At 43.9% G+C, this 24,416-nt stretch carries 23 protein-coding genes; 13 read left to right on the top strand and 10 right to left on the bottom strand.

Annotated elements, in window-relative coordinates; all coding sequences use genetic code 11:
* Positions 1–50: 50 nt before the first annotated feature.
* On the top strand, positions 51–641 hold the full coding sequence (locus RHM67_RS18115; protein WP_322228555.1) for a HupE/UreJ family protein: 591 nt from the start codon (positions 51–53) through the stop codon (positions 639–641).
* Positions 638–2,977 (top strand): M1 family metallopeptidase, encoded by a 2,340-nt coding sequence (locus RHM67_RS18120; protein WP_322228558.1) that lies wholly within the window; start codon positions 638–640, stop codon positions 2,975–2,977. The genes RHM67_RS18115 and RHM67_RS18120 overlap by 4 nt, the downstream gene beginning before the upstream one ends.
* Before the next feature lie 70 nt (positions 2,978–3,047).
* Here the strand turns inward: RHM67_RS18120 and RHM67_RS18125 are convergent, their stop codons facing one another.
* From RHM67_RS18125 to RHM67_RS18135, 3 genes are all read right to left on the bottom strand, one after another.
* A complete protein-coding gene (locus RHM67_RS18125; protein WP_322228559.1) occupies positions 3,048–3,335 on the bottom strand; it encodes a hypothetical protein in 288 nt (95 codons plus the stop codon).
* Positions 3,336–3,388: 53 nt separating this feature from the next.
* Positions 3,389–3,562: a hypothetical protein gene (locus tag RHM67_RS18130; protein WP_322228560.1), complete on the bottom strand. Its 174-nt coding sequence runs from the start codon at positions 3,560–3,562 to the stop codon at positions 3,389–3,391.
* Positions 3,563–3,755: 193 nt separating this feature from the next.
* Positions 3,756–4,133, bottom strand: a complete 378-nt coding sequence (locus RHM67_RS18135; protein WP_322228562.1) for a hypothetical protein — start codon at positions 4,131–4,133, stop codon at positions 3,756–3,758.
* A gap of 297 nt (positions 4,134–4,430) precedes the next feature.
* On the opposite strand from RHM67_RS18135, the gene RHM67_RS18140 reads away from it, so the two are divergent.
* From RHM67_RS18140 to RHM67_RS18170, 7 genes are all read left to right on the top strand, one after another.
* Positions 4,431–5,504: a sensor histidine kinase gene (locus tag RHM67_RS18140; RefSeq protein ID WP_322228564.1), complete on the top strand. Its 1,074-nt coding sequence runs from the start codon at positions 4,431–4,433 to the stop codon at positions 5,502–5,504.
* A 5-nt stretch (positions 5,505–5,509) separates the two neighbouring features.
* Positions 5,510–6,268: a LytTR family DNA-binding domain-containing protein gene (locus RHM67_RS18145; RefSeq protein ID WP_322228566.1), complete on the top strand. Its 759-nt coding sequence runs from the start codon at positions 5,510–5,512 to the stop codon at positions 6,266–6,268.
* A 246-nt stretch (positions 6,269–6,514) separates the two neighbouring features.
* Positions 6,515–7,060, top strand: a complete 546-nt coding sequence (gene msrA, locus RHM67_RS18150; RefSeq protein ID WP_322228567.1) for a peptide-methionine (S)-S-oxide reductase MsrA — start codon at positions 6,515–6,517, stop codon at positions 7,058–7,060.
* Positions 7,061–7,078: 18 nt separating this feature from the next.
* Positions 7,079–7,885, top strand: a complete 807-nt coding sequence (locus RHM67_RS18155; RefSeq protein ID WP_322228568.1) for a 5'-nucleotidase, lipoprotein e(P4) family — start codon at positions 7,079–7,081, stop codon at positions 7,883–7,885.
* A 71-nt stretch (positions 7,886–7,956) separates the two neighbouring features.
* Positions 7,957–10,398 carry a bifunctional YncE family protein/alkaline phosphatase family protein gene (locus tag RHM67_RS18160; RefSeq protein WP_322228571.1) on the top strand — a complete coding sequence of 814 codons (2,442 nt, stop codon included), beginning with the start codon at positions 7,957–7,959 and terminating at the stop codon, positions 10,396–10,398.
* A gap of 34 nt (positions 10,399–10,432) precedes the next feature.
* Positions 10,433–11,299, top strand: a complete 867-nt coding sequence (locus tag RHM67_RS18165; RefSeq protein WP_322228574.1) for an aldose 1-epimerase family protein — start codon at positions 10,433–10,435, stop codon at positions 11,297–11,299.
* 85 nt (positions 11,300–11,384) lie between these two features.
* Positions 11,385–11,723: a hypothetical protein gene (locus tag RHM67_RS18170; protein ID WP_322228576.1), complete on the top strand. Its 339-nt coding sequence runs from the start codon at positions 11,385–11,387 to the stop codon at positions 11,721–11,723.
* 71 nt (positions 11,724–11,794) lie between these two features.
* On the opposite strand, the gene RHM67_RS18175 is transcribed toward RHM67_RS18170, so the two are convergent.
* Positions 11,795–13,633, bottom strand: coding sequence for a beta-galactosidase family protein (locus RHM67_RS18175; RefSeq protein ID WP_322228578.1), 1,839 nt, complete (start codon positions 13,631–13,633; stop codon positions 11,795–11,797).
* A gap of 12 nt (positions 13,634–13,645) precedes the next feature.
* Positions 13,646–16,480: a DNA gyrase/topoisomerase IV subunit A gene (locus RHM67_RS18180; RefSeq protein ID WP_322228580.1), complete on the bottom strand. Its 2,835-nt coding sequence runs from the start codon at positions 16,478–16,480 to the stop codon at positions 13,646–13,648.
* Positions 16,481–16,583: 103 nt separating this feature from the next.
* On the opposite strand from RHM67_RS18180, the gene RHM67_RS18185 reads away from it, so the two are divergent.
* A complete protein-coding gene (locus tag RHM67_RS18185) occupies positions 16,584–16,853 on the top strand; it encodes a hypothetical protein (RefSeq protein WP_322228582.1) in 270 nt (89 codons plus the stop codon).
* 77 nt (positions 16,854–16,930) lie between these two features.
* On the top strand, positions 16,931–17,461 hold the full coding sequence (locus RHM67_RS18190; protein WP_322228585.1) for a hypothetical protein: 531 nt from the start codon (positions 16,931–16,933) through the stop codon (positions 17,459–17,461).
* A gap of 39 nt (positions 17,462–17,500) precedes the next feature.
* On the opposite strand, the gene RHM67_RS18195 is transcribed toward RHM67_RS18190, so the two are convergent.
* Positions 17,501–18,034 carry a YdeI/OmpD-associated family protein gene (locus tag RHM67_RS18195; protein WP_322228587.1) on the bottom strand — a complete coding sequence of 178 codons (534 nt, stop codon included), beginning with the start codon at positions 18,032–18,034 and terminating at the stop codon, positions 17,501–17,503.
* Positions 18,035–18,186: 152 nt separating this feature from the next.
* Between RHM67_RS18195 and RHM67_RS18200 the strand changes: the two genes are divergently transcribed.
* Complete coding sequence (locus RHM67_RS18200) at positions 18,187–18,417, top strand: hypothetical protein (protein WP_322228589.1); 231 nt, start codon at positions 18,187–18,189, stop codon at positions 18,415–18,417.
* 347 nt (positions 18,418–18,764) lie between these two features.
* Here the strand turns inward: RHM67_RS18200 and RHM67_RS18205 are convergent, their stop codons facing one another.
* The 4 genes from RHM67_RS18205 to RHM67_RS18220 all read right to left on the bottom strand — a co-directional run bounded on the left by RHM67_RS18205 (position 18,765) and on the right by RHM67_RS18220 (position 22,726).
* Complete coding sequence (locus tag RHM67_RS18205; RefSeq protein WP_322228590.1) at positions 18,765–19,424, bottom strand: GDSL-type esterase/lipase family protein; 660 nt, start codon at positions 19,422–19,424, stop codon at positions 18,765–18,767.
* Positions 19,421–19,915 carry a cytidine deaminase gene (locus tag RHM67_RS18210; protein ID WP_322228592.1) on the bottom strand — a complete coding sequence of 165 codons (495 nt, stop codon included), beginning with the start codon at positions 19,913–19,915 and terminating at the stop codon, positions 19,421–19,423. The genes RHM67_RS18205 and RHM67_RS18210 overlap by 4 nt, the downstream gene beginning before the upstream one ends.
* A gap of 117 nt (positions 19,916–20,032) precedes the next feature.
* Positions 20,033–21,928: a DNA topoisomerase IV subunit B gene (locus RHM67_RS18215; RefSeq protein ID WP_322228595.1), complete on the bottom strand. Its 1,896-nt coding sequence runs from the start codon at positions 21,926–21,928 to the stop codon at positions 20,033–20,035.
* Positions 21,929–22,033: 105 nt separating this feature from the next.
* Positions 22,034–22,726 (bottom strand): hypothetical protein, encoded by a 693-nt coding sequence (locus RHM67_RS18220; protein WP_322228596.1) that lies wholly within the window; start codon positions 22,724–22,726, stop codon positions 22,034–22,036.
* A 115-nt stretch (positions 22,727–22,841) separates the two neighbouring features.
* Here RHM67_RS18220 and RHM67_RS18225 point away from each other — a divergent pair, with 115 nt between their 5' ends.
* Positions 22,842–24,185 (top strand): APC family permease, encoded by a 1,344-nt coding sequence (locus tag RHM67_RS18225; RefSeq protein WP_322228597.1) that lies wholly within the window; start codon positions 22,842–22,844, stop codon positions 24,183–24,185.
* Positions 24,186–24,416: the final 231 nt, after the last annotated feature.

A 24,416-nucleotide genomic window follows, 5' to 3' on the forward strand; every position in this document is an offset into this window, starting at 1 on the left:
ATCTTTACGCAAAAAACGCTATTTTTATTGTTAAACGCTAATTAATATCCATGCAGGATTTTGGCTTATACTTTCAGCTTGGCTGGCAACACATTTGCGACTGGCAGGGCTACGACCATATACTTTTCGTTACCGTGCTTTGCGGCACCTACCTCCTTGCCGACTGGCGCAAAGTGCTGGTATTAGTAACCGCCTTCACCATTGGCCATTCCATCACTCTTGCCCTAAGCGTGTTAAACGTGGTGAGGGTAAACACATCCCTTATAGAGTTTCTCATCCCGGTAACCATTGTGCTTACCAGTTTGGTGAACATCCTCAATAAAGAACGCTCTGCCAAAACCGTCCGCTTCAGCTATTTTTTAGCGCTGATATTTGGGTTGATTCACGGGTTGGGCTTTTCTAATTATCTAAAAAGCCTGCTGGGTACCAGCACCAATATTACGGCGGAGTTATTCGCTTTTAACGTGGGATTAGAGTTTGGGCAGGTATTAATTGTACTTACGGTACTTATTTTAGCCCATGTAATCATAAAATTACTAAAAACGCCCCGCAGGGATTGGGTGTTGTTCCTTTCATCAGCTATATTTGGGGTAGCTTTCATTATGTGCATCGAGCGCTTTGTATTAATCAAATTCAGATGAAGAAAATTTACTACGTCCTTTCACTTTGTCTTTTCGCCTCTGCACCCGCGGTAGCGCAAAACGAAAACAACCCCGGCTCCAACCACGGCAACAAATTTGAACAACTGGGCACCATGATAACCGACCCCAACGAGTACCGCTCGGCATCGGGCGCGCCGGGGCCAAAATACTGGCAGCAAAAGGCCGATTACGAAATAACCGCCAAACTGGATGATGACAAGCAACGCCTTGACGGTGTGGAAACCATCACCTACACCAATAACTCGCCCGACCCGCTTACCTACCTTTGGTTACAACTGGACGAGAACGAACATAAAAAAGATGCTGAGAACCTGAAGTTCGACGAAAGTAAAATGCAAAGCAAAATGAGCCTCCTCCAGTTGCAGGGCATCATGGGCCACAACCTGGACTTGGGTAACCATATCGTGAGCATTAAAGATATTAACGGCAACCCACTTACCTACACTATTAACCAAACAATGATGCGTGTAGAGCTGCCTGCTACTTTGCAGCCGGGCCAGAAATTTAAGTTTAAAGTTGTATGGTGGTATAACATCAGCGACCGCTTAACCATAGGTGGCCGTGGTGGGTACGAGTTCTTCCCCGAGGATGGCAATTACCTGTACACAATGGCGCAATGGTACCCAAGGATGGCTGTTTACAGCGATTTTCAAGGGTGGCAAAATAAACAATTTACCGGCCGTGGTGAATTTGCCCTAACGTTTGGTGATTTTAAAGTAAACATTAACGTACCTGCCGACCATCTTGTTGGTGGTACAGGCCAGTGCAGCAACTACGCGCAAACGTTAACCGCGGCACAGCTAAAACGCTGGAACGACGCGCAAAACGCTACCCAACCTATTGAAGTAGTAAACCTGAACGAGGTTAAACAACTGATGAAAGGCCACTCAACCGCCCGCAAAACCTGGACCTTCCACGCAGAGAACGTAAGAGATTTTGCATGGGTAAGCTCGCGCAGGATCGTTTGGGACGCCATGTCGACCCAAATTGATGGCGGTAAAAAAGTAATGGCGATGTCGTACTACGGCCCCGAGGCCTATGCTTTGTACCGCCGTTACTCAACCAAGGTTGTTGCGCATACTCTGCGTACTTATTCAAAACATACGTTCCCTTACCCGTACCCGGTGGCTATTTCTGTCGAGGCATCAAACGGTATGGAATATCCGATGATCTGCTTTAACTACGGGCGTACCGAAAAGGACGGTACCTACAGCGAGGCTACCAAAAACGGCATGATCGGTGTGATCATCCACGAAGTTGGGCATAACTTTTTCCCGATGATCGTAAACTCTGATGAGCGCCAGTGGACATGGATGGATGAAGGCTTAAACACCTTTTGCCAGTACCTGACTGAACAGGCCTGGGACCCTAACTACCCATCGCAGCGCGGTCCGGCTTATAAGATCGTTGATTACATGAAGCTGCCAAAGAACGAGTTGGAGCCCATCATGACCAACTCGGAAAACATCACCCGTTTTGGCCCTAATGCTTATGCTAAACCGGCAACGGCATTAAATATCCTGCGCGAAACCGTTATGGGCCGCGAACTGTTTGATTACGCCTTTAAAACTTACGCGCACCGCTGGGCGTTTAAACACCCTACCCCTGCCGACCTGTTCCGTACCATGGAAGATGCATCGGCGGTTGACCTGGATTGGTTTTGGCGCGGCTGGTTCTACGGGACCGACCCTGTTGACATATCCCTGGATAGCGTAAAATATTACCGCATCAACACCAAAAACCCGGCTAACGAAGCTACATTCGACCGCGCACAGTTCGACCGCAATATGGAGAACATCAGCAACAAACGTAACAAAGCCGCGGGCGATAAATTTACGGTGGAGGCCGACACCGCCCTGCAAGATTTTTACAGCAAGTGGGACAGATTTGCCGCTACGCCGATGACCACCCAAAGCTATCAGGCTATGTACAACGGCTTAAGTGCGGACGAGAAGAAAATGTACGACACCAAAAACTTCTTTTACGAGCTTAGCTTGACCAACCGTGGAGGCTGTGTATCGCCATTAATTATAGAGTGGACGTATGCTGATGGCAGTAAAGAAACCGAAAAGATCTCGGCCTACATATGGCGCCATAACGAACAAAAAATAACCAAGGTATTCGCTAAAAACAAAGAGGTGCGCTCCATCAAACTCGACCCTGAACGCGAAACCGCCGACATTGACGAAGGCAACAACAGTTGGCCAAAGGAGTTTGCACCAACACGTTTCGAACTGTTTAAACAGCAAACCCTGCCACGTGGTGCTACAAGCGGCGCCAACCCAATGCAGGAATCAAGAAAAGTTACGCAATAACAAAAAGCCTCCCGGGAATATTTCGGGAGGCTTTTATATCGGTTTCTGTAGCTAATCGCTACACCGTTTATTAGCTATCAAGCGTTATATTAAACTTACCGTTGGTAATTGCTCTGTCACCAAAAACCGGATTCTGACTATCCAACGAGCCGGTAAGGGTGCCGTTAAAAGTGCCTTGGGTGTTATTTGACTTCGCGATTGAAACTGCAACTTTTACTATGTTCGAAATATCTCCGTTATTGGTTAGATAGGCCGATCCGTTTGCAGTTGTATATTTTACAACAGGCTTATCCGCATCATTAGCGGCGTTAGATGCAAATATTTTATCGGCATTTACCTCACCTGTTAATTTTATCATTAATGTATTACCCTTGTCATCGGTAGCTTGTATAGATGTGTAGCTACTTCCGTTTAAAGAACCGGTAACACCTGAAACGTTTTGTCAAAAGTTGTTAATGTACCATCGATATTGGTAGTAATTGTCGCAGATGCTGCAACATTATTGTCATCATCTTTAGTACAGGAACTAAATGCTACAGTACCAAGTGCTACTACTGATAGCATCAATGTTTTGAAAAGTTTCATAGTGTGTAAATGTTTTAATTAAAAGTATGCGTATATATTCTTAAACGCTACACACAAATTAAGCCATAAAGGCAACATTTACAAAGCAGCAGAGCACAGAGGTTAACTAAATCTCACAAAAGAAACCACCCATGCCCTCTGCTATATTTTTAGAATGGTGGAGGGCCGCACGGGCCACCACCCATTGGGCTGCTTACTGTATAAAGATGTACGCTTTGTTGCCGTACTCTTCGTACACGTGCAGTTGTTTGGTTATAGTAGTATTGTTGTTGTTAATGGTTACGGTGTAGTTACCATTCTCTAATTCAGACAGGTTGTAGGCCTTCTCAACCGATTTACCTCTACCTAAATTATCAGCTAATATTACATTGTTGTTTTTATCGATAATTGTAACGGTAGCTTTCGCCGGGTTTTGGATACTAACGCCGAAACCTAAAGCGGTGCGCATGGCCTGGATAAGCACGGTGCCGTTTTCATCGCCCTCGTTTTTAAATGTTTTGGCAGGTGATGCTGCGAATAAACCGGTGCTTAATACTAATAATAATGCTGCTAATGTAAATGACTTTTTCATGATGTTTCTTTTTTAAATTATGTTTCTTTAAATTTTGTTATTGACTTTCAATACCCAAAGAAACAGCGGTTTATGCGAATAAAAAAACGCGATAGACCGGCAGCAAAAAGAAGTAGACGAAGGGCGGATTTTGGTCTTTAAAAGTCGGTTTGTGGTGATAAATAACGCCTGGATTACCTACAACGGTTAAAAATAGGTGCCCGTCGATAAACTTTACCCGCCTGTAGATTTCAATTGGCATTATGGCTATATCCTTTGTAATATTGTGATATCCTGTTAATTATAAACCCAAGGGAAATGATAGTTCAAAAATCTAAAAGCAAGCTGGTAAGCATCCTTATCCAAACCTTAATATGGGTGGTGCTGGGCATTGTATTGCTGTTTAATCAACCCATTGGCTGGGGTATTGAGGTACCTCACGAATTTTGGGTAAAGCAGAATTACACTTTTGGGCTATTGGTCGCAGCATACTATTTAAATGCTTACTACCTCGTTCCCAAGTTTTTACTCAAGAACCACATGGGTTTTTATTTCCTATCGGCTATACTGGTTGTAGCTGTAATCATGATCACCACCAGTTGGTTAGACAGATATTTAGAACTACCGCGCCTTTTCCGCGAAGCCTTTATGAAAATGGGGCCACCCAAAGGTGGCGAACGCAAGCATCACGGTTACGATATACTTACCCTGGCAATTTCTGCATTGGTGATAGGCATCAGCACCAGTATCACCACCACACAGATCTGGCAGAAGGACAAGCAGCGCCACCAGGAGATGGAGCAGGAAAAAATAAGCTCGGAACTGTCATTCCTTAAAGCGCAGATCAATCCACATTTCTTTTTCAACACCCTAAATAACATCTACGCCCTTACGGTGGTTAATGTAGAGACATCGCGCACCGCTATTCACCAACTATCCCGAATGATGCGTTATGTACTTTATGATACCCAAAACAGTACCGCCCTGCTTAGCCAGGAAATTGCCTTTATAAAAGATTATATCAGCCTGATGCAGCTGCGGTTGACCGAAAGGGTAACCGTAAATTTCATCACCCCAAACCCTTTAAAGGATTTTGCCATAGCGCCAATGCTGTTCCTGACTTTTGTAGAGAATGCCTTTAAACACGGGGTAAGCGACACCCAGCCCAGCACCATTGAGGTAATTATCGAACAGAATGACAACAAAGTAAACCTGATGGTGAAAAACGGTATTTTTAAAACCCAGGGCACCAATATCGAAGAGAACCAGGGCATCGGTTTAAATAATACCATCCGCAGGTTAGACCTGCTATACCCCGGCCAATATACTTTAAAGGTAGCTAAGAGCATCGATGATAATACGTATCTTGTTAACTTAACCATCAACCTGTAAGCACCATGACCATAAATTGCATCGCCGTTGATGACGAACCTTTAGCCCTTGGGCTCATATCCGCTTTTATTGAGCAAACACCTTTCCTTAACCTGGTTGGCCGCTACGGCAGCGCCGTGGAGGCTTTGGGTGGATTGCAGGACCACAAGGTCGACTTGATATTTTTAGACATCCAGATGCCCAACTTAAACGGGATAGAGCTTGCCCGGGTGCTGGATAGCCGCGGCCCAAACAAGCCGCGCATCATTTTCACTACTGCATATAACCAATTCGCTTTGGAGGGCTATAAAGTAGATGCGCTTGATTACCTGCTTAAACCTTTTAACTACGAGGAGTTTTTGCATGCTGCAAACAAGGCCCTCGCTTATGTTGAATTAGTGCATAAATCAAATGCTACGCCTACAGTTGTAGAAACTCCAGCAGCTGCACCCGAGCGTGTGGAAGACGATTACTTATTTGTAAAAGTGGAGTATCAGTTGATACGAATAGCCCTCAGCGATATTTTATATATGGAAAGCCTGAAAGATTACGTAAAGATATTTTTGAAAGATACCGAAAAGGCCATCCTCACCCTCAGCAGCCTGAAAGCGCTGGAAGAAAAGCTACCTGCCAAACGTTTTATGCGGGTGCACCGCTCCTACATCGTATCGTTAGATAAGATCAACTCTATCACCCGTAACGCCCTGCACATCGGCAAGATCAATATCGCCGTTGGCGACCAATATAAGGATGAGTTCAGTAAGTTTTTGAGTAAGTGGGTATAAGCCGCCATCGGGACACAAAAAATAAAACACAACGAAAATCATTCAAATATTATTTGCTTTTAAACACAGTTCATTTCGAAACGATAGTGAGAAATCTTGTTATTCTATGCAAGTCGTCCACTTGTCTATCTAACAAGATTTATCTATGATGAGCTCCCTACGGTCGGTTCTCCTCGTACCTCGTTCGAAATGAACTGTGTTTATTTCTATATAAACCAAAGCCCTCATATCACCGTTTATCATACAATGAACATTCAGAAAATAACATTTGCCAACGGTTGCTTTTGGTGTACCGAGGCTATCTTTCAACATATAAAAGGTGTAATATCGGTAGCATCGGGCTATACGGGCGGGCATACTGTAAACCCAACCTACATGGAAATCAGCAATGGTAAAACCGGCCATACTGAAGCGATTGAGGTTGAATATGATGCCGATGAACTTTCATTTGATGAGCTGCTGCTGATCTTCTTTAAAACGCACAACCCCACACTACTAAACCGACAGGGCGGCGATGTGGGCACGCAATACCGCTCGGCCATATTCTACAATACAGAAGAGCAAAAACAGCAAGCCGACGCCATAATCAAGAAATTGACCAACGAACAGGTTTTTGACAGACCCATTGTAACCGAAGTTAGCCCTTTAAGCGAATTTTATAAGGCCGAAGATCATCTTCAAAATTATTACAATGATAACAACCTGAAGCCTTACTGCGCCTTGGTGATCCAGCCCAAATTAAATAAGTTTGTGAAGGAATTTACCGATAAAATAAAGCCAGAGCTTTTGTAACCGGTTAAACGCATTTACATGAAAAGATCACTAACCGCCCTGATGGCCGGCACTATTTTATTAGCCGCCTGTTCAACCCCAAAGAAAACCGAAAGTACCGCTTACATCGCCAACAATGGCAAAGTTTGGGCCTCGGTATGGCAGCAGCGTGCGGCGGAGTATAAAGCACTTTGTTTCCAGGCTTACAACACCGCCAAATGGCGCTTGGATGAAGCGCTAAAAAACCCGGGAAGCAAGCCATTAGCTGTAGTTACCGATATTGATGAGACCGTTTTAGATAATAGTCCGTATGATGCCATGCGCGCTGCCAATAATCAGGAATATAGCCTTGCCACATGGAAAGTATGGACGGCCAAAGCTGAGGCTGATACCGTGCCAGGCGCACCCGCGTTTTTTAAATACGCGGCATCAAAAGGTGTAGCCGTATTTTACATTACCAACCGCGATGAGGACGAACGCGCGGGAACCATTAAAAACCTGCAACGTTATAATATGCCAAATACTGATAATGAGCATGCGCTGTTAAGACAAACCGCATCCAGTAAAGAAACCCGCCGCCAACAGGTGCTGAAGAATTATAATATCGTACTCCTTTGCGGCGATAACCTGCCCGATTTTGATGCCCTTTACGATAATAAACCCGATGAAATGAACCGGTCTGCTGCTACCGGGCAATTAAAAAAAGAGTTTGGCAATAAATACATTGTGATACCTAATCCGTCATACGGCGATTTTGAAGGTTCGCTTTTCAATTACAACTATAAGCTAAGCGGCGCGCAAAAGGATTCGATTATTAGGGCAAAGGTAAAGGTGGATAGACAGTAGCCATATTAAGTTTTTGTTAAGCCCTCTTCATTTACCAAGGCGTTACGTACTTTTGGGTACACAGCCTTGATATGAAACAGCTATTTTTACTTTGGATCCTTACTTTTACCTTAACGGTTACCGCATCAGCACAAAACAAACCCGGTAAACAGCCAACCGGCCAGGTACTTTTGCCTAACGGGTGGAAACTTAGTCCGGCAGGCCGCTCGCTGCCCTTGGGTGATCTGCCGCTTAACATTCAATTATCTGCTTCGGGCAAATTACTTGCCGTAACCAACAACGGCCAAAGCACACAATCGTTACAATTGATAGATCCGCGAAGCGAGACATTGCTGGATCAGCAGGAATTAAAAAAATCCTGGTATGGCATCGTGTTTAGCAGCAATGAAAAAAAGCTCTATGCATCCGGCGGTAACGATAACTGCATCTTAACGTTTAACATCAATAACAATAAGTTAGGGATACCCGATACCATTAAACTTGGCGCCCCCTGGCCAAAAAACAAAATATGCCCAACAGGTATAGCCGTAAATAAAGCAAATACCCGCCTGTATACGGTTACTAAAGAAGATAGCTCACTTTATGTGATCGACCCCGGCAACAATTATGTCATCAATAAGGTAAAGCTGCCTGCCGAAGCCTATAGCTGCGTTTTATCGCCCGATGGCAAAACACTGTACATATCATTATGGGGAGGTGATAAAGTAGCCTTTTATAATACTGTTGAGCAAAAGCTAAGCTTTATTAAAACCGGCAGCCACCCTAACGAGCTGTTGCTAAATAAAAAGGGTTCGCTCCTTTTTGTAGCCAACGCTAACGACAACTCGGTTTCGGTGATCAGCACAGCTACACGCAAAGTTTTAGAAACGGTTGCCACATCCTTATACCCTACGCATTTAACAGGCTCTACAACTAATGGCTTCGCGTTATCTGCAAACGAAAAAACAATTTACATAGCCAATGCCGATAACAATTGCCTGGCTGTTTTTGATGTAGCTAACCCGGGCAACAGTAAAAGCCTGGGCTTTATCCCCGTAGGCTGGTACCCTACCAATGTTAAGGTTTTAAATAAAAAGATACTGGTTTCTAACGGAAAAGGTTTTACCTCAATGGCCAATCCGCAAGGCCCGCAGCCGGTTAAAAAGGTTGATAACAGCGGCTACCAAACCGGGGCTACCAACAGCCGCGACCAATATATTGGTGGGCTATTTAAAGGCACACTATCATTTATTGACGCGCCAAACGACATTCAGCTTAAAGCATATACCAAACAGGTTTACGCCAACACACCTTTCAACACCAAAACTACCGCGAAAGCAAATGGCGAAAATGGCAATCCAATACCGCGCCGAAAAGGCGAAAAATCGCCCATTAAACACGTTTTTTATATCATCAAAGAAAACCGCACATATGACCAGGTGATGGGCGATGTTACAGCCGGTAACGGTGATACCTCCCTATGTATTTTTGGCAAACAAGTAACCCCAAACCATCACGCTATAGCAAATGATTTTGTGCTAATGGACAACTTTTATGTAGATGCAGAGGTTAGCGCCGATGGCCACAACTGGAGCATGGCAGCATACGCTACCGATTATACTGAAAAAACATGGCCAACCAGCTACGGTGGCCGCGGCGGAACTTACGATTACGAGGGTACCCGCAAAATAGCATACCCGCGTGATGGCTACATTTGGGATTATTGCAAGCGTGCCGGGGTAAGCTACAGAACGTATGGCGAGTTTGTTACCGATGGCGAACCTTCAAAAGCCAGCCTAAAATCGCTTGAGGGGCATTATTGCAAGCAGTCGCCGGGCTTTGATATGGATGTAAAAGACGTTACCCGTGTAGCTATCTGGAAGCACGATTTCGACTCGTTATTAACCATTAATGCTGTGCCACAATTTAACAGCATCCGTATTTCTAACGATCATACCAGCGGGCAAAAAGAAGGTGCTTTTACACCTATCGCCTGTGTTGCCGATAATGACCTTGCCATCGGTCAATTTTTAGAACATTTATCTAAAAGCAGTATCTGGAAAGAATCGGTTGTGTTCATATTGGAAGATGACGCCCAAAACGGCCCCGACCACATAGATGCGCACCGCTCGCCGGTTTTTGTTGCCGGGCCGTATGTTAAACGCAATATGGTTAACCATAACATGTATTCTACATCCGGCGTACTGCGCACCATCGAACTTATTTTGGGCCTGCCGCCTATGAGCCAGTATGATGCCGCCGCCGTACCATTGTACGATTGCTTTACAGCTACCCCAAACCTGCAGCCCTACACCGCTAAACCTGCGGAGGTCGACCTGGAAAAACGCAACATAGCCGTTAATAAAAGCAGTGCCAAGTCGGCAGCGTTTAATTTAAAAGAAGCCGATGCAGCACCCGACCTTGACCTGAACGAGGTAGTGTGGAAATCTGTTAAAGGCGAAGATGCCGTAATGCCGGCCCCTAAGCGCAGTGCCTTTGTAATTTTGGAGAAAAAGAAACATGACGACGATTAAATTGTTAAGTTAGCCTAAACCAAAAAAATACGTAATGACTATCCTTGAGAATGAATTTTTAAAGGTTACCATAGACAGCAAGGGCGCACAATTAAGCTCGTTATTAAATAAGGAAACCTGTGTTGAACAAATGTGGCAGGCCAACCCTGATGTTTGGGGCTACCACGCGCCAAACCTGTTCCCTATTGTAGGCGGATTGCTGAACAACGAACTGCATGTAGATGGACAAACCCATCCTATGAGCAGGCATGGCTTTGCACGTACTTCGGAGTTTATTGTTTTGGAGAGCGATGACGTGCATGCAGGCTTATCGCTGCCATATTCGGAAAAAACACTGGCGGTGTACCCCTATAAATTCGATTTTCAGGTGCTGTACACGCTGATAGATAACGCACTTAGGATCACTTATAAACTCATTAATCGCGATAAAAAACCTGTTTACTTTTCGGTGGGTGGGCACCCCGCGTTTAACGTACCTTTTAACGCGGGCGAAAAATATGAGGATTATTATATTGAGTTTGAAACGCAGGAAAACCTGCAAAGCCACGAGCTTAATAAAGACGGCCTTTTTAACGGCGAAACGCATCCCGTACCCACTCCAAACAAGCAGCTTGCCCTAACCCGCGACCTGTTTGCCGCAGACGCACTGGTGTTTAAAAACCTAAAATCGCGAATGGTGACTATAAAAAGCACCAAACACGATCAATCACTTTCGGTAGACTTCCCACATTTTAACTACCTGGGCTTGTGGTCTAAACCGGGTGCCGATTTTTTATGTATCGAGCCATGGCTGGGCTGCGCCGATAGCGCCGGTGAACCAAAGGATATTACCGTTAAGGAGAATATACAAAAAGTGGTTGCAGGCCATGTTTTTGAGGCATCTTTTTATATAAGTGTATAAAAACTTAACATTTTTTTAGCTTTTTTAAAACATTTGATTTGTTTTTAAGCTTATCTGTAAAATAACAACTTACAACATTACAACTATGAAAAAGAAAATCTATTTAATTGCCATGACGATGCTACTGACTGTAGCTGCCTTTAACAGTAATGCTGCTACAATTAACGACAAGAAAGACGTTTACAAAGAAGCTGCTGCCAACATGACCAAAGAGCAGAAAGAAGCTCGTGTTGAAGAAATAAAGCTACGTGTTAACGAGATCAAATCAATGGATAAATCTCAGTTAAACAAAGCTGAAAAGAAAGAATTAAAATCTGAATTGAAAGAACTAAAATCAGAAGCCCAGGCTATGGGTAGCGGTGGCGTTTACCTTTCAGTTGGTGCAATTATCATCATCATATTAGTGTTGATCCTGATCTTGTAATCATCCAAGACATTTACAAACAAAAAAGGGCGTCAAAATGGTGCCCTTTTTTGTTTGCTTATAACTTCGTGTTATTCTTTAACAACCTGGTTTAATACGGAATGGTCAAGTGTCGACAATTCGGTATGGCCGCCTTTTAGCTGGTCAAACAAAACCACTTCGTTAACTCCCTTTTTTAACCATGCGGCAGGTACATATAAAGTTTGCTGCGGGCCTATGTTCCAATATTTGCCCAGGTTATGCCCGTTGATAAATACAAACCCTTTACCAAAGCTTTTCATGTCCAGATAAGTATCAACTACTCCGCGAAGCGAGAATGTTCCGCGATACAAGGCCGGTTGTAATTCCGTTTGATTTTGCACAGACAGATATTTAAACCCTGCCGTTGTAGTGAACGGGAACTTGTACATTTTCCAGCCAAGCAGTTCCTGGCCGTTTAAAGTTACTTTTTCGGTGATTCCCTGGCGGTTATCGGTCAAATACGGGCCGTAATTAATACGTCCATTGTTCTCTACCAAAATATCCAGTACGCTGTTTGGTGTGGTACTGTTCAATTGCAGCGAATCCAGCCTTAAACGGCGGTCTAATACGCTGATGCGTTTGCCGTTCAGATAAACGGTTGCATAATCTCTTAGTTCTTTGATTTTCAACAAACCGCTTGCTGCATTTTTTAATGTGGTACGGTAAAGTACAAAGCCGTATCCCTGGTCAATGTCCTCAAAGCTCATAGGCTTTTCGGCTTCTACAGACTTCCCCAAATTGCTGAACAGGTTTGCCACACCGCTAAATTTGATCACCTCTAACCCAAAAGTGCGGTGCTTGCGCTCGGGTACATCAGGCAGGGTTTGTCCTGCGGGTAAATGTTTAGCAATTACCGCCCTTAACTTGTAATATTTTGGCGTGGGGTTGCCCGCTTCATCAAGTGGAGCATCATAATCGTAGCTTGATGTCTGGGGCGCGTAGGCTTCCGTACGGCTCATGTTTGCACCATTCATAAAATCGCGTGTGGTACCGCCGTGGAACATATACATATTGATAGAGATACCTGCCGATAAAACCTCATCCAGTTTTTTGGAGTCTTCATCGGCATTGCTGCCAGTGTGCGGCTTGCCCCAGCTATCAAACCATCCCGGGTACCATTCGGCTATATAATAAGGGCCTTTACCGTTATGATACTTATTGATCAGCTCTTTTACCTTGGCAGGGTTGTCCTCGCCGTTTACAGCCGGTAAAAAGCCCGGCAAATAACCCGCAGGCATTTGGGTTGCACCATCGCAGGTAAATAACAGGCCGTCAAATCCCGCCTCGCGGAAAATCTTTTCGTTTTGAGCCAGGTACTCCTTATCGTTACTGAACGAGCCATACTCGTTCTCTATCTGCACCATCAGGATGTTACCGCCATGGTTTACCTGCAGCGGTGCCAGTTGCTTGCCAACCTCCATCATATAATTACGATAGGCGTTGATAAAGGCGGGCTCTTTACTGCGCACCTTTAGGGTTTTATCTTTCAACAGCCACCATGGGTAACCGCCAAATTCCCATTCGGCGCAAACGTAAGGGCTTGGGCGCATTACTACCCACATTCCTTCTTCTTTGGCTATGCGTACAAATTCGGCTATATCATTATTTCCTGTAAAATCGTACTTACCCTGCACAGGCTCGTGCGCGTTCCAGAAAACGTAGGTACCAATCGTATTTAAGCCCATAGCTTTGGCCATCTTAATACGCTCGCGCCACGATTCGCGGGGGATGCGGGTATAGTGCATCTCGCCCGAGATCATTTGCAGGGGGTTTCCATCCAGCAAAAAATCGTTATCGCCAAAGGCGAAAGTATGGCTTACCTCCTGTGCATTAACCGCTATAACGCCGCTAAACAACAGGGCGCAATAAACTAATATTCTCTTCAACATAGTTTTTTCGTATTAAAACAATCCCAACTGTCCTTTATCGTCTATATCAATATCATCCGGGTTGGTTATTTCGAAATCTATTTTTTTGGGTGATTCCACCGATTTTATTTCTGGTGATTTCAACGATTCCTCTGATGGCACTTCTGGCTTTATTGCTGCAGTTTCAGTCGGTTTTTCCTGCTCTATAACGAGATTTTTTGGCTCAGATTGCGGGGCCGCTACTATGGGTGATACCGATGCAGTATCTGTAACTTCCTTATCCTCGCCGGTGATGGTGATCTCGGTATCCTCAACAGAATCTGGTGCCGGGTCTGGTACATCGGCTTCATCATCGTGTTCGGCTAACAGCTCCACACTTTTTATTTGGTGGACGGATAAGCGGTTACCCATGGCCTTCATACCTTTTACATCTATCAAATCGGTAAGGTTAAGGTCGGCCTCTTCAGGGATCAGCGTTTTGCCTTTTAGCTGTTCTATTTTTACAATAGGCTGTGTCGCGCCCGAAATCAATACTAATTTAGAGCCGCTTTCGTCGCTGATGATGCTGGTTTGTTTACCAATAACCGTATTCTCGAACACAAAGCGTTTCACCATGTAGTTCTTCGATTTGCCATCGTAATGCACCACGGCAAATATTTTAGCAGCATCATATTTTTCGATGATGATCATCTTATCATCAAAGTGATTGTTAAGGTCAAAGCTGGTTAACTCGTAATTACCGTTACTTAATACATTCAAGATGCGGTCGTCACCGTCAAATTCACCCAGGTATTTACCACGTCCATCGGCATTAAGGCGCTTCAGGATCTCGTCGTACCAGATCTTACGGCCGGCCAATGTAGATATCCCCTTACTTTTCAGTATCACCTTTTTAACCGGGTATTTGGTAACTATGTTACCTATAGACGCACGGCCTTTTATAGCAATTGCCGCGAAGTCCTCATCAAACTGTAGTTTCTTTAACTTTTGGTGCGGTTTCAGTTGCACATTAATTATCTCGGCCTCGCCGTTAGGGTTAGCGGTAAAATATAGCGTTTTAGAGCCCTTGCTGCCCTTGGTCAAATCGTATTCCTTATCGCGGGTTACGCCCGTTACCGAAAAACGTTTGATATAGCTCACGCCGCTTTGCCCGTCTTTATAGATCATGTTATAAACGGTGCGCTCGTCGTTCTTTTTAAACACGGCAACGTGCTCAATATCCTTACCTACAAATACCTTGTCCTGCACCTTGGTCACCACAAATTTACCATCGCCACGGAACACGATGATCTCATCGATATCCGAACAATCGCACACAAACTCGTCTTTCTTTAAGCCCGATCCGATGAAACCGTCCTCGCGGTTCACATAAAGTTTCACATTTGCCAAAGCAACCTGCGAGGCTTCCACCCTGTCAAATGTGCGTAGCTCGGTTTTACGACCACGGTCCTTTCCGTACTTTTCACGTAGTTTCTCAAACCAGGCAATGGTGTAATCGGTAAGGTGTTTTAAGTGGTTTTTAACCACTTTTATTTCGGCCTCTAAAGCCTTTATCTGCTCATCCGTTTTCTTCACGTCGAAACGGGTGATGCTGCTCATCGGTTTATCTATAAGCTTCTTGTAATCTTCCGGCAGGATGGTACGGTAAAACTGCGGAAAGAATAGCTCGAACAACCTGTTCAAAACCACTAATACGCCTTCAAAATCTGATGATTGCTCATAGTCGGGGTGTTTGTACATCCCTTCCTGGATAAATATCTTCAGTAACGAACTGAAAAAGATCTTCTCCATTAACTCTTTCAGCTTTATTTCCAGCTCCTGCTTTAACAATTCTTTGGTGAAGAAAGTACTTTCGGTAAGCATATCGTTCACGCTCATAAAGCGCGGCTTATCGCTCTGGATCACACAGGTATTTGGCGATATGGATACCTCACAATCGGTAAATGCATAAAGCGCATCTATAGTAACATCGGGAGAGATGCCTGGCGCCAGATGGATCACAATCTCTACATCCTGCGCGGTGTTGTCCTCAATCTTTTTTATCTTAATCTTACCCTTATCATTAGCAGATATCACGCTATCGATAAGGCTGCCTGTAGTGGTGGTAAAAGGAACCTCAGTAATGGCAAGGGTTTTCTTGTCGCGCTCTACAATTTTAGCACGCACACGCACTTTGCCGCCACGCTGGCCTTCGTTATATGCCGAAGCATCTGCCATACCCCCTGTCGGAAAATCGGGCAATAAATTCGGCCTTACGCCGGTTAGTGCAGCAATGGATGCATCTATCAGTTCAATAAAATTATGCGGTAGTATCTTGGTAGCCAAACCTACAGCAATACCTTCGGCACCTTGTGCAAGTAACAGCGGGAACTTAACCGGCAGCGTTATCGGCTCGCGGTTACGGCCATCGTAACTGGCCTGCCAAACAGTTGTATCGGCATTAAAAACAACATCCAACGCAAATTTAGAAAGGCGTGCTTCGATGTAACGCGGGGCTGCTGCCGAGTCGCCGGTTATAGGGTCGCCCCAGTTACCCTGGCAATCAATCAGCAGGTTTTTCTGGCCTATTTGCACCATGGCATCGCCAATAGAAGCATCCCCATGCGGGTGATATTTCATGGTGTTACCAATAACGTTGGCGGCTTTGTTAAATCGCCCGTCGTCCATTTCCTTAAGCGAGTGCAGGATGCGGCGTTGTACAGGTTTTAAACCATCATTTAAGTGAGGAACGGCACGGTCAAGTATTACATAAGATGCATAATCCAGGAACCAGTTTTCGTACAGGCCGTCAAGAGAAGTAACTTTATTGAGTTTATTTTCGTCGTTATTACTTTCAGGGATATCAGGAGTGTTCAGATCGTCGCTCATTCTGTAGCTAAAAAATTATGGATTGGTAAAGATAGGCAAATGCGCAGAAAACAGGGTGTGCTAAAAGGTTGTTTTTATACACAAAACCGACTATTTTAACACTGTGAAAAAGGAATCTCAACACAATGCCAAAGTCACCAGGTTCAGGAAAATAGTAGAGAAACTTAAACCTGTAAAAAACTTAATGTATGATAAACACATCTACTATTCCCACAAGGTTAAAATATCGGACGTGGAAATGGAAGGTATAAAAGCCGGCCTCAAATACATAGAAGAAAGCAGAATTTTCACCCATGAAGAAGTGACTAATAGAATAGCAATTCAAAAGCTTTGGTTTGACCGACTAATCTTTACAAAAGACACCAATCAATAACTTCCTAAACATTTTATTATCAGTATCTTAATTTCATTTTGTACATTAGGTCAAATTAAGCTCAAACCCTTCGCAATATGAAAAAGATCTATTTTCTGTTTTTTGTGCCCATAATATTTGCGGCATGCCAAAGTAAACCCGCTGCTAATATCGCCGAAGTAAAAAAGGACACGTTTACTTATCCCTTCGGTGTTAAAACGCCCGACCAGTGGGATATGAACCACGATACCAAAAATTCGTTGCTGGCCCTTAACCTGCTAAAGGCATTTGAAAGCAACGATACTGCCAAACTAAGAAACTACTTTGCGGATAGCGTTGAACTTTGGTACGATGGCGGCCAGTTTAACGGCAAGGTAGGCCAACTGAATAAAATGATAAAAGAAGAGCTTGCCCCATACAGCGAAGTAAAACTGAGAATAGTTGATGTAGAATCTGTTAAAGGCAAAAAAGCACCTAATGACGAGTGGGTATCTATCTGGTACATCCAAAAAACTAAAGACAAAGCGGGCAGGGCAGATTCTGTCGCCCTTGTAAATGATATGCTGATCAAAAATAATAGGGTGACCAAACTACATGAATATGCAAGGCACTTTAGTATGAAGAAATAATAAACTGAAAAACACAAAAGCCCGGCCCTGCCGGGTTTTTTATTCTCTTAACTTTTTCTGTTCGCGCAGTATAGCGCCGTAGTCCATTCGCCTTATGGCGGCGTTGATGGTTTTGGCAATGCGATTAGCGCGGGTATCCTCGGTTTTGGCATCGGTTATCCATTTTATAAAATAGCCCTGGTGCGATTTTGCCAGGCTATTAAAGTACTCAAACGCTTCGGATTGCTCATAATCGAAGCAATCTTTCAGGTCATCGGGCATTTCTATCTTAAAATCTATGTCGTGCTCCAACTGTACCCGCAGAGTTGCGCCCTTAGTTTTGCGGATGCCCTTACGGATATCCTCGCGCAACGACATAAAGAAGTTGCCGCTCCCCACCGGCATTAAGGCCATCCCGGCTATCTCGAAATTATCCAGTTTACCACGCACCCTGAACGATTTTTTATTGCCCGGTAATAACTGCTGCGCAACATCGGCAGGGACTTCAATATAAGTCCAGCCCATTCTGTCGCCTTGCTCGGCTACCTGTAGTATAATGGTGGTAAAATCAACCATAGCCAAATATAAAATCATTAAGGCCTAAATATTAAATGTTTGTTAAAAGCCGCTTTTAACATTTCGAGGTGTAACTATTCGATAACCGCTTTCATCTTATATACAGAAATTAACTGATAGGTTTCAAACATAAAAAACACAAATCATTTGCAATTTTAATTTACATCATCATGAAAACCTTCCAATCAGTTAAACTTACATTAGCCCTTTTAATTACCTGCAGCTTCGCAAAAGCTAAAGGTGTACCATCAGAAAACTTAACAAAAACCCACGCCATTAATACCTACATAGACGCCATGACCCGAGGCCGTGTAAGCAACCTGAGCCAGGTGATAGACCAGTCGGCAAAGTTTGATATACAACGCGGCAATACCGTGTTAGCTACAATAAAAAAGAAATGACCGACTTTTTAAAAGCCGGCAAAAACGTTGAGCAGGCCTGCACTACCAGCACACTGTAGTAGAGAACAACGCGTATATGGCCGTAGTAAAAAGCAGATATATAGTTTGACCAATTTACCCGCAGCAACTACGCAACCTTAGCCAAAACCGGCAACGGCTGGAAGATCACCAACGTGTACAGCGTTTATAAATAATATATAGTTTGTGTTTGAGTGTGACGGGTTCCCCAGTATATTGGGGGGCCTTTCTAATTAAAAAGAATATCGAATAATGAATTTCGAATGTCCAATATCGAAGTTTTTCTATTTCATCATTCGAAATTCAACATTCGATGTTCGATATTGATTTTACTTTACATAAGGGAGTAACACTGCCTGCCATTTATCATAGCCTTTACTGTTCAGGTGCAGCATATCGCTTTCGAAAAGGCTGGTATCAGGCGTTTTGGTGGTTGGATCTAATATCACCGAAGCCACATCAACGTAGTGGGTTTTCTTACGGGTTTTAATGAAATTACGCACCATTTCGTTGGCGATCCTAACTTCCGAAAAATATTTAGCGCGGCTTGGGCTTTGCTTGATGGCCATATAATAGATCTCTGCATTAGGTAGGTTTTGTTTGACCATAGCCCAAAGGGTATAAAACTGACGGGCGGTAAATTTACCCGTTTTACCTGCGGCGATATCGTTCTCGCCGGCGTAGATAAAGATTTTACGCGGATGGTAAGGGTACAAGATGTAAGGTGTATAATAGCTTACCAACTGCTCTATTGTGCAACCGCCAACACCACGGCGAATAATGGGCTTATCGCTAAAGCGTTGCTCCAGGTCAGTCCATTTGCGGATGGATGAACTACCGATGAACAGGATGCCATTTTTGGCGGGCATTTTCAGGCTGTCCTGGTGTTTAAAATCGCGGATCTCGTTATCAAACGGGAAACCTGTTTGCGCGTGGGCAGCTAAACCAAAGGTTGCTAAAACTAAAAGTAATATTATCCTTATCTTCATACCGGTTGTACTAAACGTTCTTCAAAAAACATAAAAGGCATCATGCTTTTTACATCATCAATAACCCACACGGGGCCATCTATGCAATACAACAACACCCTTAACGGACTGTTTTGCCTTTTCTCAACTTCAGCCATTACCTGCAGGCACGCGCCGCATGAAGTAACGGGTTTCAATAAAGCAAAATCGTCGGTATGCGCGGTTACCGCCATGCTCACAATCGGATCATCGGCATGGCTTGCCCCCCAATGAAACAGCGCTACCCGCTCAGCACAAAGCCCCGATGGGTAAGCCACATTCTCCTGGTTACTGGCATGGATAATTTTACCGCTTTGCAATTGCAGCGCCGCCCCCACCCTAAATTTCGAATACGGCGAATGCGAAGTTGCCATCGCTTTTACAGCTTCTGCACAAAGGGCCTGGTCTGTGGTATAAAGTTCGGTAATGGTATCGTATTCTTTAAAAGATACTTTTATATCGTGTTCTGTCATGGTAGCCTCACCCTGCCCTTTCCAAAGGAGAGGGTTCTTTATAATTTATGAAATAAAAATCCCCAATCTTAAACAGATTGGGGGATACAAGTTAAGGCTTATTTCTTTAATATCAAACTACACCGCTACCGGCAATTCCACCTCATCCAAATTTTCGGCTATTAACGGATTTACGCTTTCGTCGTCTTTTTCTACGCGCAGGTTATTTACAATATGTTGCTGGCGGGTTGGCGTATTTTTACCCATAAAATATTCCAGCAGGGCTTTGATGTTGGCATCTTTCAGGAACACAGGGTCTAACCTGATATCCTTACCTATGAACAAACCAAACTCATCGGGCGAGATCTCTCCCAAACCCTTAAATCGGGTTATCTCGGGTTTAACACCCAGGCTGGCAATGGCATTACGGCGCTCTTCGTCGCTGTAACAGTATATGGTTTGCTTTTTATTACGCACCCTAAACAGCGGCGTTTGCAGAATATGCACGTGCCCGGCCTTCACCAGATCTGGGAAGAATTGCAGGAAGAAGGTCATTAGCAGCAAACGGATGTGCATACCATCCACATCGGCATCCGTGGCAATTACAATATTGTTATAACGCAGTCCATCAATGCCGTCTTCGATATTGAGCGCGTGTTGCAGCAGGTTAAATTCTTCGTTTTCGTAAACCACTTTTTTGGTAAGGCCAAAACAGTTTAGTGGCTTACCCTTTAAGCTGAATACCGCCTGGGTTTGCACATCCCGCGATTTGGTGATAGACCCGCTGGCCGAATCACCCTCGGTAATAAACAGGGTTGTTTCCTGCTTACGTTCGTGGTTATCGTCAAAATGCAGCTTACAATCGCGTAGCTTACGGTTATGTAACGATGCTTTTTTGGCGCGGTCGTTAGCCAGCTTTTTAATGCCCGCAATGTCTTTACGCTCACGTTCTGACTGTAGGATACGTTTTAATAATGCATCGGCAGCAGCCGGGTTTTTATGCAAATAGTTATCCAGTTCCTTTTTCAGGAAATCGTTAATAAAACCACGTACCGAAGGGCCTTCCGGACCAACGTTTTGAGAACCCAGTTTGGTTTTGGTTTGCGATTCAAAAACAGGCTCCTGTACCTTTATCGCGATAGCAGCCACGATGGATGCGCGGATATCCGAAGCATCAAATTCCTTTTTATAAAACTCGCGGATAGTTTTCACCACCGCCTCGCGGAAGGCAGCCTGGTGTGTCCCACCTTGGGTAGTGTGCTGGCCATTCACGAATGAGTAATATTCTTCACCGTATGATTGCCCGTGCGTCATGGCTAGTTCTATATCCTCGCCTTTTAGGTGAATGATAGGGTAGCGCAGGTTTTCGGCATCGGCGTTGCGTACCAGCAGGTCGTACAGGCCACGTTCCGACAGGTATTTTTTCCCGTTAAAGCTTAGTGTTAACCCGGCATTCAGGAACACATAGTTCCAGATCATGTTCTCTACAAACTCGGGTATAAAGCGGTAATGGCGAAAGATGCTATCATCAGGGATAAAATTGATAGCCGTACCATTACGCTGCGAGGTTTCCTTTTCAGGTTCGTCACGGATCAGTTCGCCTTTTTCAAATTCGGCAATTTTGGTTCGCCCGTCGCGGTATGATTGCACGGTGAACGAGTTTGACAAAGCGTTAACCGCCTTGGTACCCACACCATTTAACCCTACCGATTTTTGGAACGCCTTACTATCGTATTTACCACCGGTATTTATTTTAGATACACAATCTATCACTTTACCCAACGGGATGCCACGGCCATAATCACGTACAGAAACTTTATGATCGCTCATGGTGACTTCAATGGTACGGCCAGAACCCATTACAAACTCATCTATCGAGTTATCAACGATCTCTTTAAGCAACACGTATACGCCGTCGTCATAAGCAGAGCCATCGCCCAGTTTACCAATGTACATACCCGGCCTTAAGCGAATGTGTTCCTTCCAGTCTAACGACCGGATACTATCATCATCATAGTTTACTGTTTCTGCCATGTTAAGATCAAATGTTTTTGGTGCTGATTTAGCCCGATACGCAAAAATAAAGTTATGCCACTTAAATTAGTATTTAAATGTGCCAACTTATTAACATTTGCAGGGCTATTGTTTAAATTTAATGCAGCTGCTGGCCTTATCAATGTCCTTGAAAAACTCGGGGCCTTTTTCGTTACTAAAGCAAACCGCCAGTATGGTACCGGTGTGGTCTTTTTGCAGGGTTAACAACAATGCGTATTTATAGTGCTTTGTTACCTGTTCATCAGGCAGGTTTAGCAGGTATGTTCTACCCGCATCTCCATTATACTTCGCCAGGTATTTTGGCGGTATATTACGCATCAAATAATTATTGTCACCGGTAAAGGCCTGTGCCTGTGCGGTGCCCATACCTATGTATAACGAATCGGGGTTGGCCTGTGCTGTATTCTTGTTACCGATAGAGTTCTGGTAACTGGCGTAATTCTCTTTTTGTGATTTTACCTGGAACCAGATCTCGAATTCCTTGCCCGGTATTTCCATAGCATAGTCGAAAGAAAGGTCCTCATTATCGGGGGCTTTTATCTCTCTGAAACCCTTCGGGAATATAAAATTAACGTTAGCCGCCGCCGTTAATGCCAGGAAATTTTTAAGTTGTAGACTGATGGGTGCCGCTGGTTTTTCGGTCGGTTTAGATGTAATTGTATGTTTAATACTTACTGATTTTTGGCGAACAGACTTCCTTTTTACCTGCGCAAACAGTGCAGGTGTAATACAAAACAACAATATCCCCGTAAGTAATATTTGTTTAAATTGCTTCAAATTGTAAGTTCGGCTAATTAGGGTAACTAAATCAATGAACGAATTTAAATGATTTAGAACATTAAATAAAAATTAAATTATAATATAAATTTAAAAAATAAACGCACAGGTAAATATGAGTATACAACCCCGCCTTAACCGCTTCGACCTCAGTATGATAGTTATCAGTTTGGTGATTGGTATGGGCATATTTGGCACGCCCAGCGATGTAGCGGTTAAAGCCGGTAGTGCGCCTATATTCTTTGGCGCATGGATCTTTGGGGGCATTGTTACCCTTTGCGGCGCGCTCACCTTTGCCGAAATTGGCGCACGCTACCCAACTACCGGTGGCTTTTACAAAGTGTTTTCTTTTTGTTTCCACCCGGCCTTCGCCTTCATGATCAACTGGGTGTTGGTGATCAGCAATGCCGCATCGGTGGCAGCAGTGGCGCTTTTAGGTGCCGAATACATTAACCCGATATTACTACCGCAAAACCTGCAAAACAGCACCGGCACCAGGCTAACCACCATTGCAACCGTGCTGGCTTTATATGGTATTAACTTTTTAGGTATAAAACTGAGCGCCCAAACACAAAATGTGCTCACAATATTTAAAGTGGTGATGATCCTGCTGCTTTGCACCGTAGTTTTTAAAAGTGATGCGCATGCAGTAAACCCTGTTGCTGCAATTCCGCATACAGGCAGTGGGATCACCGCTTTTGGCTTAAGTTTGGTGGCCGTGTTCTTTACTTATACAGGCTATGCTCAAACCATTAATTTTGGCGGAGACATTATTAATGCTAAAAAGAACATCCCCAAAGCTATATTTTTTGGAATGGCGGTGATCATCAGCCTTTACCTGGCTATCAACTACGCTTACTATTATGTTTTAGGCATTGGCGGCCTGCAGCAAAACCATACGCTGGCGGCAACACTGGCCGGGATTATATTCGGCACTACCGGTTATAAGATCACTTCCATCCTGATGTTCGTATCGGTAGTGGCCTATGTAAATGTAAACATCATGTCGAGCCCGAGGGTATATTACGCCATGGCCGAGGATGGCATCCTGCCGCCGATATTTAAAAGAATAAACCCAAAAACACAGGTGCAGGAATTTGGCATGAGCTTTTTTGTAGTGGCTATCCTCATCATCTTATTTTTTGTAGGCTCGTTCAGCGATATGCTGAAATACGTAATGTTCTTTGAACTCATCGGCATATCCTTAGCTGCCATCGCCATTTTTATCCTTCGCAAAAAAACGAAGTATTTAGATGTTTCGGATATTTATACCATTAAATGGTTCCCGCTTATTCCCATTGTATTTATTCTGGCTTACTGGTTTGTAACCATTAACATCTTCATCACCTTTAAAGAAAACCCCTTCGCGGCCTTTTGGTGCCTTGCGGCTTATGCCCTTGGGCTTACCATTTATTATATTGGTAAACGTAAACAAGCCCCTCTGTTGCCCGATAACTAAAATGGCTCATCCTTCAATTTAATCTTTTTAAATTATTTTAATAAGTATTTTGATTTTATGATTTATCTTTATTAAGTTTGTATCGATAATGAAAGAAAGATCATTAAAATATGCATACTTTTTATCTCTTCTGGAGGGGATAAATTTTATAGTTAATTGGTTGGTAAATCCTCGCTTCGGTGAGGATTTTTTTTGTACCGATTTTTTGAAAAGATAAAACTGAATACAGCA

Origin of the sequence: Mucilaginibacter sp. 5C4, from assembly GCF_034345625.1 — a bacterium.
Classification (GTDB): domain Bacteria; phylum Bacteroidota; class Bacteroidia; order Sphingobacteriales; family Sphingobacteriaceae; genus Mucilaginibacter; species Mucilaginibacter aurantiaciroseus.